Source organism: Streptomyces sp. NPDC014991 (assembly GCF_043080665.1).
In the GTDB taxonomy this organism is placed as follows: domain Bacteria; phylum Actinomycetota; class Actinomycetes; order Streptomycetales; family Streptomycetaceae; genus Streptomyces.
This window is the reverse complement of the sequence record NZ_JBIBVY010000030.1, coordinates 1-12224: the sequence shown is the minus strand read 5'-3', so window position 1 is coordinate 12224 and position 12224 is coordinate 1. Positions and strand designations below refer to the sequence as shown.

8 protein-coding genes are annotated in these 12224 nt (G+C 71.4%); 4 read left to right on the top strand and 4 right to left on the bottom strand.

From position 1 onward, the window contains the following. Nucleotides 1-120: 120 nt before the first annotated feature. The 3 genes from ACF1BE_RS31920 to ACF1BE_RS31910 all read right to left on the bottom strand — a co-directional run bounded on the left by ACF1BE_RS31920 (nucleotide 121) and on the right by ACF1BE_RS31910 (nucleotide 5218). A complete protein-coding gene (locus ACF1BE_RS31920; RefSeq protein WP_392202489.1) occupies nucleotides 121-2247 on the bottom strand; it encodes a cellulose binding domain-containing protein in 2127 nt (708 codons plus the stop codon). A gap of 635 nt (nucleotides 2248-2882) precedes the next feature. After that, nucleotides 2883-4106 carry an MFS transporter gene (locus tag ACF1BE_RS31915; RefSeq protein ID WP_392202488.1) on the bottom strand — a complete coding sequence of 408 codons (1224 nt, stop codon included), beginning with the start codon at nucleotides 4104-4106 and terminating at the stop codon, nucleotides 2883-2885. 122 nt (nucleotides 4107-4228) lie between these two features. After that, nucleotides 4229-5218, bottom strand: a complete 990-nt coding sequence (locus ACF1BE_RS31910; protein WP_392202487.1) for an XRE family transcriptional regulator — start codon at nucleotides 5216-5218, stop codon at nucleotides 4229-4231. A gap of 791 nt (nucleotides 5219-6009) precedes the next feature. On the opposite strand from ACF1BE_RS31910, the gene ACF1BE_RS31905 reads away from it, so the two are divergent. Further along, complete coding sequence (locus ACF1BE_RS31905; RefSeq protein ID WP_392202486.1) at nucleotides 6010-6633, top strand: RNA polymerase sigma factor; 624 nt, start codon at nucleotides 6010-6012, stop codon at nucleotides 6631-6633. A 5-nt stretch (nucleotides 6634-6638) separates the two neighbouring features. Next, a complete protein-coding gene (locus ACF1BE_RS31900; RefSeq protein ID WP_392202532.1) occupies nucleotides 6639-7046 on the top strand; it encodes a hypothetical protein in 408 nt (135 codons plus the stop codon). A gap of 19 nt (nucleotides 7047-7065) precedes the next feature. Here ACF1BE_RS31900 and ACF1BE_RS31895 read toward each other — a convergent pair whose 3' ends face one another. Continuing rightward, nucleotides 7066-7218, bottom strand: coding sequence for a hypothetical protein (locus ACF1BE_RS31895; protein ID WP_392202485.1), 153 nt, complete (start codon nucleotides 7216-7218; stop codon nucleotides 7066-7068). Between the two features lie 198 nt (nucleotides 7219-7416). Here ACF1BE_RS31895 and ACF1BE_RS31890 point away from each other — a divergent pair, with 198 nt between their 5' ends. Both ACF1BE_RS31890 and ACF1BE_RS31885 read left to right on the top strand, forming a co-directional pair. Continuing rightward, nucleotides 7417-8343 (top strand): LysR family transcriptional regulator, encoded by a 927-nt coding sequence (locus ACF1BE_RS31890; protein ID WP_392202484.1) that lies wholly within the window; start codon nucleotides 7417-7419, stop codon nucleotides 8341-8343. Nucleotides 8344-8700: 357 nt separating this feature from the next. After that, the coding region (locus tag ACF1BE_RS31885; protein ID WP_392202531.1) for a type I polyketide synthase at nucleotides 8701-12224 on the top strand (3524 nt) is incomplete at its 3' end.

Genomic DNA, 12224 nt, shown 5'->3' with positions numbered 1-12224 from the left:
CGGCACGGCGATCGCCCGGCGCCCATCACAGGCAGCGCCGGACGAGCGCCGTCACAAGTGCGGGGTGGGTCCGCCCGGGAGCAGGTCGCCCCGCGGTTCCGGTCCCGGGCGGGCCGGGTGTCAGCCGCCCGAGCAGACGGTGCCGTTGAGGCGGAAGACCGTCGGGTCCGGGTCGGGCCCGTCGTTGGCGCCGACGAATCCGAAGGAGGCCGTCGAGCCGCCGTGCGGGGCCAGCGGCCCCGCGCCTTCGGAGGCGGTCACCCGCACGTGCGAGCCGGTCTGGTGGAACGTGGCTCCCCAGCCGGAGGACACCGACTGATGGTCGGTCGGCCAGTCCCAGTCCACGGTCCAGCCGGTGATCGGCGTCTCCGAGAGGTTGCGGACGGTGACCGTGGCCACGAAACCGTCACCCCAGCCCGTGTCGTGGTGGTAGGTCACCGCGCAGGTGGCGTCCGGTGGGGTGACGGTGGTGAAGGTCAGCGGGACAGACGGGGCGGAGGGCCGTCCCGCGGCGTCGGCCGCCAGCACGTCGACCGTGTGGGTGCTGCCCGGCGGCAGGTTCCGCAGGGTCACGGACGTGCCGGTGGTCTCGCCGACCAGGTGGGTGTGCACGCCGTCGCGCTCCTGCACCAGGTAGCGGGCGGCGCCCACCGCGCCCGCCCAGGACAGACGCGCAGTGGTGTCGGTCACCGCTTCCAGTTCCGGGGTGCCCGGGGTTCCGGCGGCCGAGGCACCGGGCCCGGTGCCGGCCCGCGGTTCGAGGGTGACGGTGAGCAACGCGTACGGCGGCACGGTGACCCGGGACGCGGAGGCCTCCCCGCCGGTGACCTCGGTGATGTCGTCGTCGCCGCGTGCGTAGCGGCGGACCTCGGGTGCGGTGGCGGACGGGGTGAAGCCCGCGTACTGGAGGTCCACGGTCCGTGCTGCGTCCGGGTTCTTGTTGACGAGCAGGACGCTCAGGCGCCCGTCGCGACGGAGCACGGCGTGTGCCGAGACGTCTTGCGCGGAAGACGCGGCGGCGACCATGGTGTCGCCCGCGGTGCCGAGTTCGCTGGTCATCTTCATGCCGTAGTAGGGGTGGAACGGCGTGTTCGGCGCCGGCTCGCACACGTCACCGGTACAGGCGCCGCTGGAGAGCATCCCCATGTCGCCGTAGTCGGTCTCGCCGTCGACGGTGGTGGTCCGTCCCGCCCCGTTGTGGGTGTTCCACCAGTCGACGGTGAACACGCCGTTCTCCAAGGCCGTCATGAACGCGTCGGCGGCGAACAGACCGTTGGGGCGGGCGGTGAGTCGAGCGCCACCGGTGTTGGCGTTGACCTCGGTGAGGGCGATGCCGATGCGCGGCGAGTCGGCGCCCGCGTACCGGTCGATCTGGCTGCGCACCTCCCGCAGTTCGCCCGGCAGCCTGGCCAGCCTCGCCGTGGCGTCCTGGGCTGTGGTGTCGGATCCACCCGCGTACCAGTGGACGCTCACGAAGTCGATGACGTCGGTCACTCGGGAGAGCACGGTGTGGTTCCAGTCGCCGGGATCGCCTTCGCCGACCACGCCGTCCGGCCACTCCCCGGGAGCGGTGAGGACGGCACCGATCTTGACGGTCGGGTCGACGGCCTTCATGGCCGCGGCGTAGGCACGCACCTGACGGGCGTACTCCTGGGGACTCTTGTCGTCGTGTTCGTCGTTCTCCCAGCCGCTGCCGTAATGGCCGTTGCCGTAGATCTCGTTGCCGATCTCCCAGTACTTCGCGCCGTAGTTCTTGGTGACGTTCGCGTACCGGACCCAGCCGGCCGCCTCCTCGGGCGTGCCCGACCCGTAGTTGGCGATCAGGATCGGCTGGGCCCCCGTGGCGCGGACGGTGCCCATGAAGGAGTCGAAGCCGGTGCCCGGGGCGACATACCCCCCGGGCGCCGTGTGCGTCTCCCAGTGGTAGATGTCGGCGTACGAACCGCCGGGGTAGCGCATCGCCCCGACGTCGGCGGCCTTCATCAGGCGGGCGACCTCGGGATCGTTCATGTGCGAGTCCCAGATGGCGGCGTTGACGCCGCGTGCGGTGCCGGACAGCCGGCCCGACGCCGCCTGGGCGTTGACCTGGACGCCGACGTCCGCGGCGCCGGCCGCCTGCGGTGCGGCGGGTGCGACACCGGACAGCGGATACAGCAGGGCCAGCGCGGCGGTCAGGACGGTCGCGCCGCGCGCGAGGGGGCGAAAGCCGGCACCGGCCGGCCGTCCGGGTCTGCGCAGTGGGGACATACGGATCCTCCCTAGGTGGTCCGGCGGCACGGGCGGGGCAGCAGGGGTCGGACCATGTCGCCGGACGGGCGAAGCGCCGCCGCGTCAGCAGGACGTTCGGCGCCGGTGGCACGGAAAACGAAGCGGGGGTGCGGTGGCGATCGTGCACGTGCGCGGGTGGCGGCCGCAGCCTGCCGTGGGAGCGCTCCCATGATGGGAGGGGTGCGACGTCTTGTCAACGCTCGGGCAAAGGGGTGACGGGTCGAGCCTCCTGGCGACCCGGGGGCCCCGACCGCCGCCCCTGCTACGGCACCTACCGGCCGCTGCCGGCCCGCAGGCAGCCGCCGGTGGGCAGTGGCGGAACCTCGGGGGCGGCAGCGGCCTGGATCATGATCCGTCGAAGCCGATGTGCTGGACGTGTGAGGGCGCGGGGCCCTCAGCGCCCGCCGCATCGAGACTCACGAACCGCGCGGGCTCATCACGGCCCGGGTCTCCCCCGCGCCGGCCGTGGGACCCGCCCCGCCGTCGTGGCCCTGGGAACCGACGGGGCCGCGCTCTCCCCCGTCGGCCCCCATGACGGCCTGGACCTCATTCCGGCGTCAAGGCAGCCACTGGTGGAAGCGGTGCGGTGTGACCGACTGCCGGCCCGCTGCGGCTCACGCGTCGATCGTCTCGGGCCGGACCGGACGGGCGCGGACGACGAAGGGCCGCGAGAAGACGGTGATGACGACGGAAAGTGCGGCCACAGCGGTGATGGCCGTACCCGGGGCGAGGTGCTGGGCGAGACCGCCTGCGATCGCGGCTCCGATGCCCTGCCACGTCATGCGGCCGGCGGACTCGACACCCTGTACCTGACCGCGGACCGGGTCCGGGGTCAGCGCGAGAAGCTGTTCCTGGAGCGGCAGGGTGGCGGCGAACCCGGCACTGGCCAGGAACACCGCGGCCGCCATCACCAGCGTGGACGGGTCGGCGGCGAACAGCAGGTACGGCACGGCGAGCAGCAGGCGCAGGGCGAAAGCGTAGCGGCGGCGCTGATCGGCGCTGAGCAGGCGCCCGACCGTCAGGTCCCCGAGGAGCATGCCGGCCGATCCGGCGGCCAGAAGCGTGCCCGCGTCGTCCGGGGCGTAGGAGATGAACAGGGCCTCGCAGCCGACGATCAGGCCGTTGGGAACCCACAGGTTCAGCAGCAGTGCCCGCTGGCCGGGGTGGGAGAAGAGCGCGGTGTTGGTCGTCCAGGTCTGCCGCAGTCCGGGGCGCCGGGTCAGCCGGATCGAGTGTTCCCGGACGGTCGCCGCCACGACGCCCAGCGCGAGCGCGGTCAGGCCGGCGGCGACGACGAAGACCTCGCGCGGGCTGAGATACCGCAGCAGTACGGCGCCGACGGCGTAGCCGAGGATCGCCATGCCGCCCGACGTGATGTTCATCAGCGACCGCGCGAGCGCATACGTCGGGGCCGGCACCACCTCGGCGAGCAGGCCCATCCGTGTCCCCGTGCCGAGAGACTGGAAGAAGCCCAGCACCAGGAGGAGACCGAACCGGACGGCCAGCGGCAGCCCCGGGATCGCCTGCGCGGCCACGCCCAGCAGCGAGACGCACTGGAGCAGGACGAGGGTCCGGCGAGGACGGTTGCCGTCCGCGACCGACATGAGCGTCAGCGCACCGAACACCGTGGCGAACGTGGCGCCGTACATGCTCACGGCGGTCAGGAACGGGGACCGGGTCTGGTGGTCGACCAGCGTGCCGAGTGCGAAACCCGACAGGGTGCTCGCGGCGGCCGTCAGCGTGAAGCCGGCGTACAAGCCGGCGAACTCACGGTTGCGGAGCAGGGCGCGGTAGCTGTGAGGGGGCGGCGTGAAGGGCACAGAGGTGTCAGAAGGCATGAAAAAAGCCTTCGAACGCACCCGTCGGGGCGTCGAAGGCCAACGCGGTTATTGTAGCACTCGATTCGATCACTTCGCGCCCGGACGTCCGGGCAGCAGGACGAGATGTGCGGGCGGGACCGTCATCCCGCCCGGACGAGGTAACGCTGGTCGGCCGCGCCGGTACATGGTTCCTCGATCGCCTCGGCTCCCTGTGTACGGTCGTCGTCGTCGGCGATGCCGATGCACTTGCTGCTGTTGGCCGGACGGAGCCGGAATCCGCCGGCGCTGTCGGCGGAGGCGGCTTCCATACGGAACAGGGTCGCCTGGGCACAGTCCATACGGGGTTCGAGCATCCCCTTGACCGGGCCGGTACTCATGATCGTCAGGCAGCCCTTCCCCATCTGGGGATGATGCCATTGGATGCGGTAGAGGCCCTCGCCGGCCGGTTCGAGATAGGTGCGCGGCACCGTGGCTTGCGCACAGGGGAGTTGGACGGCCACAGCGCTGGCGTAGGCGCCGTCGCGGTCGCGTCCGTCGGTCAGGCAGAGGTGGGGCGCGGCGGCGGGGTGGATGGTGACCCAGCCGCCGGCGGGGGTCCCGGAAGCGATGCCCGGAACGGTCTGCGCGTCCGGATCAGCGGAGTTGTCCGGGAGTAACGACCAGGCGACCAGGGCGAGCGGGGGGATGACGAGTGCGGTCGCGAGCGCGACCGCACGGCCCTTGGTCCGGCGTGGCCGAGGAGTCGTGGGTTCTTCGGTTCGCGGTTGTGCCGTGGCGCCGTCCCCGTCCCCGTCCCCCGACTCCGGCCCGGGGCCTGGCGCCGTGGCGGGCACGGCAGAGACACCTGCGGCGATCCGGTCCCTGGCCTCCAGCCAGGTGTCGACGCGCTGTTCGTCCCCGCAGGCACGGACGAACGCGGCCAGCACGTCGGGGCGTGGCAGGGTCGTCCGTCGCAGAACATCGGCCAGCGTGCTGCGCGCCAGCACGTCGCCCCTTCGGGCAGCCTGCTCCTCCAGCTCGCGATACGTCAGCTCCGATCGCTCCTTGAGCTGCTGCATCAACTCGACGAACTGGGCGGCGTCCTGAGCTTCGTACGGTGAGATCTCCCCCGGGTTCCCCACGGACGTCATCCTGCTGCGGCCACGGCGCGAGGGACAACGGTCGATTCGGCCATGCCCCCGCTGCCCGGGACGTGATCCGGACAACCATCCCGGGCCGTGCGGTGGTCGGCCGCGAGCGGGACCCGCATCACGGTGCGCCCGGCGATCCGCGCGGGCCGGGTGACGGCGCGCGGGCCGCGGCGCGGGACTCGCGTCAGGACCGCCGCGAACCGCCACCCGGCGCACAGATGGCTCGGCCCTGTCCCGGACAGTCACCTGACCGAGCCGGAGAATTCCGGGACCGTCCGGGACACGTGCTTCCACCGTCGTGCCGGCCCCGCGTCCGCACGCCTGCTTCCCGCCCAGGCGCACGGACCGCCGGAGGTGCTCAAGGGCATGCTCGACCAGGCCGGCGGGCCGCCCACCGCGGAGGCTCAGGGCGCGGGGCCGCCCCTGGAGAACGTCGTCCCCGCACCGAGCGCGGCCGGCGCCCTCGCATGACCAACAGGTGAGCCGGAGTACGTCGACCTGGTGTCAAGGAGGGTCTGCGGGCGCCGCGGAAGGGCGCCCCGGCCGGTGGTGAGCCGGCCCGTGAAACTTTCTTGGGCCCGAGCTGAATCCTTTTCGGGTGTCCCCGTCTCTTATCGGTGTACCGGCCGCGAGGGCCGGCGGAGACCAGGAGGAAACACCATGATCATCGGCATCGTAGTGATCGGCGCAGTGCTCGTCGGCGCGTGCAGCTGGCACCTGACGAAGCGCATGCGGAGCCGGAGCTGACCAGTGCCTGCGGGCGCGGCGCTTTGCGGGTATGAGTAGGACGCATGAACCGTAGCTTCTCCTGGCCGGACGAGCGGCTGATCAAGGCCGCCCAGGACGGTGACGTCACCTCGCTCACCACCGTCGTCATGGAATCGCAGCCTCATGTGCGCAAGTTCGCCATATCGCTGTGCGCCTCGCCGCAGGACGCGGAGGACGCGGCACAGGAAGCGCTGATCATCCTCTACCGGAAGATCGGCACCCTACGGGCCTCCGGTGCGCTCGCCGCATGGATGTTCCGCATCGTGCGCAACGAATGCCTCCGGCAGGTACGGCTGCTCGTCTCGCGGAGCGACGAGATGGCGGCCGAACCGGAGGCGTGCGCGGAGCCGTCCGCCGAGGAAGCGGTGCTGCGCCGGATGGAGGCGGAGCGGGTCGCTGCCGCGATCAGTGCTCTTCCCCGCGACCAGCGGCAGGTCCTGATCATGCGGGACGTGCAGGGCCTGCCCGGTGGCGTCGTCGCCCGGTCGCTCGGTCTGAGCACCCCCGCGATGAAGTCGCGCCTGCACAGAGCCCGCGCGACCCTGCGTCAGTCGTTGGCCGTGACCGACCAGGGATCCGATCAGGGTCCCGATCACACACCCGATCAAGCAGTCGATCGTCCAGCCGGAGGAGAGTTACGACCTTGAACACCGTGAAGCTCACGAAGAACACGCAGGCCCCGGCCGCCGGGAAGCCGGCGGCACCCGAGCTGAACTACGCGAGCAAGTCCGTCACGCGCCATCTGGTGCGCGGCGTCATCGGCTTCGGGCTGGTCATCGGCTCGATCGCCCTGGTGCCCGTCGTCGGCCCGGTCAGCCTGGTGGCGGCCCCGCTGGGTCTGGTCGCCTTCCGCGGCTGCCCCACCTGCTGGATGGTCGGCCTGGCGCAGACCATCTCCCGCGGCCGCCTGGAGCGCAACTGCGTGGACGGAGTCTGCACGCTCACCAAGGCGGATCCGGCGAAGAAGGGCACGGACGAGCCATCGGCCGGCGTCACCGTCCCGGCGCATCTCCCCGTGTCGACTCCGGCATCCGCGCCCAGCGAACGTTCGAATCTCTGACCTATCCGCCGGGGAAGAATCAGATCAGCGCAAAGACCGTCACACACGAAAGCCCTCCCGGCGTCGACAGGATCCGGGAGGTGACTTTCTGGGCGCTGGGCATCACGTACGGCGGACCGCTGACACAGCCTCGATGTTCGAACAGTGCCCCGGCGTCGAACACGTATGCCATTTCAAGATGTTGATCAGTTATGTACGGGGCTTAGGCGTTCCGTTTCCAGCGGCGCGGTGTGCAGTGATCGACACAGCGGGCGCATGACCGGAACAAGCGATCGAAGAGCTTCTTCATGTCCCGATCTCAGCACGACTTCGCGTAGCGATCCAATATCTTTTCGATACCGGTGGCAAAGGATTGGGTATCGTATCGGCTATGGACTTACGGGGCTTGCGCTACTTCGTGACGGTGGCAGAGGAAGGCAATGTCAGCCGGGCGGCCCGGCGGCTGCACATGTCCCAGCCTCCACTCAGCCAGCGAATCCGTGAACTGGAGGCCGAGTTGGGCTGCGAGCTGTTCCTCCGGGGCCCCAAGGGAATGCGACTGACCCCGGCCGGCGACGTCCTGCTCGAAGAGGCCAAGGTGCTGCTCGCGGGAGCCGACCGGGCCAAGGAGCGGGTGGCGCGGCGGGCCACCGGCGCGCGGATGCTGCGGGTCGGTGTACTGGGGCCGGGCGAGGCCACCCTGTCCGAACTCTTCGCACAGACCTTCGCGCGCAGCCGGCCGGAGGCCGTGGTGAGCCTGCGACAGGGTGATCTGGCCGACCCGACGATGGGTCTCGCGGCCGGCGCGATCGATGTGGCCATCACGTGGACGCCCTTCGACGTGACCGGCCTGACGGTGTGCGCCGTCCAGGAGGACCGCTGCTTCGCGGCCGTGGCAGCGGACAGTCCCCTCGCCAGGAAGAGTTCCCTGACCAGGGACGACATCGACCACAGCAGCTCCGTCCGGTTGCCTGCCGGGGTCGATGCGATCTGGCGGGCGCATTGGCAGCCGTCCGCGTCGGGCGGTGGTCCCGAGGTGCACTCCCTCGACGAGTGCCTGCACGCGGTGCTGTGGCAGCACGCGATCGCGCTGGTACCCGAATCGGCTCTGCGACGACACGCGGTCGAGGGCATCGCCTACCGGCTGGTCGCCGACCTGCCGCCCACACAGCTGGTTCTCGCCTGGCGGCGTGACGACCGGTCGCCGCTCGTGACGGCGTACGTCGAGGCATTCTCCACGGCGCGAAAAAAGGTTCAGCGCCCCGACAGGACCGCGTTGTTCACACGTGGTCAACAACGCGGGTACGCCACACGCTGATCTCCCGTGATTATGCGGTATATCGGGTTCCGGATTCTCGGAACCCCTCCCACCCTTTGCCGTGAGTGGTGTTACCCGGTGGATACCGGAAAACCGTTGAGAGGTTCTGGGTGGTTTTGGTTTACGGAGCCCGCGGCTCGGTGCTACCGTCCGAAGCCGACTTGAAGTGCGGCCAGACCTCAAGTCGGCAGCACGATGATCGCGCTTCACGGGGGGAGCATCCGAACCATGATCCGCCATGCCCAGATATATGCAGGACCGCCATCGGCTGACACGACACGAAACACATCAGGCGATGCTGAAGAGAATGCGGAACAGCCGGACCGGGGCCGGGAACCACAGCCGACATTCGATCACATCGACGACCGGACCATTGCCGTCGTCGGTCTTTCCTGCCGTTTTCCCGGCGGGTCGAGTCCTGCCGAATTCTGGGACCTTCTGCGGAACGGCCGCGACGCCATAGCAGATCCGCCCCCGGACCGCGCCCACCTCGCCAGGTTATCGGACGGGGCGCCGCACCGCGGTGGTTTTCTGCCCTCCGTCGACACTTTCGACGCCGGATTCTTCGGCATATCCCCACGTGAAGCCGCCGCGATGGACCCGCAGCAACGGCTCGTGCTGGAACTCGCCTGGGAGGCGCTGGAGGACGCCGGTATCGTCCCGGCCACACTCGCCGGCAGCGACACCGCCGTCTTCGTCGGCGCGATCGCCGACGACTACGCGGCGCTCACCCACGCGGCCGGACCCGGTGCGACTTCCGCGCACACGGTGACCGGGCTGCACCGGGGCATCATCGCCAACCGGGTCTCCTACGTCCTCGGCCTGCGGGGCCCGAGCATCGTCATCGACACCGCGCAGTCGTCATCGTTGGTCGCGGTGCACCTGGCCTGCGAGAGCCTGCGCCGCGGCGAGTCCTCCGCGGCACTGGCCGGCGGCGTCAACCTCAACCTCGCACCGGAGAGCACCCAGGCCCTGGCAGCCTTCGGCAGCCTCTCGCCGGACGGGCGATGTTACGCTCTCGACGCCCGGGCGAACGGCTACGTCCGAGGTGAGGGCGGCGGCCTGGTGGCACTCAAACTCCTCAGCCGCGCCGTGGCCGACGGAGACCGCGTCCACTGCCTGATACGCGGCGGGGCCGTCGGCAGCGACGGCGCCAGCGAGACCCTCCCCACCCCGAACGGACAAGCCCAGGAACGTGTGCTGCGCGACGCCTGGAAGCACGCGGGAATCCCGCTGGACCAAGCGCAGTACGTCGAGATCCACGGATCGGGCACCCGGGTCGGGGACCCGGTCGAAGCATCAGCTCTGGGCGCCGTCTTCGCCCCGTCCCGCCCACCAGGGAACCCGCTCAGGCTCGGCTCCGTCAAGACGAACATCGGCCACCTCGAAGGGGCCGCCGGGGTCGCCGGACTCGTCAAGACCATCCTGTGCCTCAGGCAGCGCACGCTCGTCCCGAGTCTGAACTACCGCACCCCGAACCCCGGCATACCGTTCGCCGAGCTGCGACTCGCCGCCACCACCGCCACCGGGCCGTGGCCGCACCCCGACCGGCCGCTCGTCGCGGGCGTGACCTCCGTCGGGATGGGCGGCACCAACTGTCATCTGGTGCTCAGCGAGTGGCCCCACGCCGCCGCGACGACCGACGTGACCACTCCGCAAGAGGACAGCCGTGCGGGCGGGCAGGCCGGCCCCGTCCCCTGGGTGCTGTCCGGACGCGGTGACGCGGCGCTGCGCGCGCAGGCCACCCGGCTCCGCGAACACCTGGCCGCGCACCCGGAGTCCGGCGCCACCGAGGTCGCCCGGGCCCTCGCCCAGGACCGCACCGCGTTCACCCACCGGGCCGTTCTCGTCGGTGCCGGCCGGGACGACCTGCTCACCGCGCTGGACGCGGTCGCCGACGCCCGGGTCAGCCCGGCCGCGGTCGAGGGCAGCAGCCTCCGAGGCCGCCGCACGGCAGTGTTCGTCTTCCCCGGCCAGGGCTCGCAGTGGGCCGGCATGGCGGTGGAACTACTCGACAGCGCACCGGTGTTCGCCCGGGTCATCGAGGACTGCGAGCGCGCGCTGCGCCCGTACCGTGACTGGTCGCTGACCGACGTGCTGCGCGCCCGCCCCGGCGCACCCGCCCTGGAACGCGACGATGTCGTACAGCCCGCCCTGTGGGCCGTGATGGTCGGTCTGGCCGCACTGTGGCGGGCGGCGGGTGTCGAACCCGCCGCGGTCGTCGGTCACTCGCAGGGCGAGATCGCCGCCGCCACCGTCAGCGGGGCCCTCGGCCTCGACGACGCGGCCCGGCTGATCGCCGTACGCAGCGCGACCCTCGGCGCGCTGGCCGGCCGCGGCGGCGGCATGCTCACCGTGTCGTTGCCCGCCGACCGGGTACGGGAGGACCTCACCGGCCGTCCGCAGCTGAGCGTCGCCGCCGTCAACTCCCCCGGCATGACCGTGGTGGCCGGTGACGGGGATGCCTTGGACGCGCTGGCCGCGCACTACGGCGAGGACGTCCGCGCCCGGCGCGTCCCGGTCGCCTACGCCTCGCACAGCCCGCACGTCGACGCCGTACGGGAGACGTTGCGCGCGGAGCTGGCCGGGATCGCGCCCCGCGCCGGGCGGGTACCGCTGCACTCCACGGTGACCGCGGCAGCACTCGACGGCCCCTGCCTCGACGCCGACTACTGGTTCCGCAATGTGCGTGAACCCGTGCGGTTCCAGCCGACCGTACGGGCGCTGCTCGACGCGGGGCACGATCTGTTCATCGAGATGAGCCCGCACCCCGTGCTGACGCTCGCCGTCCAGCAGACCGCGGAAGCAGCGGACCTGCCGGTCACCGCGCTGGGCACGTTGCGCCGTGCGGAGGGCGGTCCGCAGCGGCTGCTGCTCGCGTTCGGTGAGGCCTTCTGCCACGGCGCGGAAGTGGACTGGTCGGCTGTGCTGCCGGCCGGTACCGCCCGCGCCGAACTGCCGACGTACGCCTTCCAGCGGCGCCGGCACTGGATCTCGGGACAGCGCACGGACGTCACCACCGTGCCGGCGGCCGGCACCGAGCCACCGTCGGGGGCGTCGGCGCTCGTGGAGGACACCACGGAGGCAGCCGAGGCCGCGCCGGCCCGGTCGCTGACCGGCCCGGCCGCCCTGGAGCTGGTGCGGGCGCACGCCGCCGCCGTCCTCGGCCATCACCGGGCCGAAGACGTCGAACCACGTCTCAGGTTCAAGGACCTGGGCTTCGACTCCTCGATGGTCGTCGAGCTGCGCAACCGACTCGTCACCGCCACCGGACGCGCGCTGCCCACCACCGTGGTCTATGAACACCCCAGCCCCGCCGAACTGGCCGCGACGCTCAGTGACCCGCGGTCGCCGATGCCGCCCGAGCCGCGTCGCAACGCGACGGCCCTCACGATCGGTTCCGCTCAGGACGACCCCGTGGTGATCGTCGGCATGGGATGCCGCTTCCCCGGCGGGGTGGACTCGCCGGAGGGGCTGTGGCAGGTCGTCGCCCAGCAGCGTGACGTGATCTCCGGCTTCCCGGCCGACCGGGGCTGGGACCTCGACGGCCTCTACCACCCCGACCCCGCCCAGGTCGGCACCACCTACGTCCGGCACGGCGGTTTCCTCCAGGGCGCGGCCGAGTTCGACGCCGAGCTGTTCGGGATCTCGCCGCGCGAGGCGCTGGCCATGGATCCGCAGCAGCGTGCCTTCCTCGAGGTGTGCTGGGAAAGCCTGGAACGGGCCGGCATCGCCCCGGACTCCCTGCGCGGCAGCCGGACCGGCGTGTTCGCCGGTGTCATGCCCCAGGAGTACGGTCCTCGGCTCGGTGAGGCGGCGGCCGGTGCCGCCGGGTTCGGACTCACGGGAACCACCTCCAGCGTCGCCTCCGGCCGGGTCGC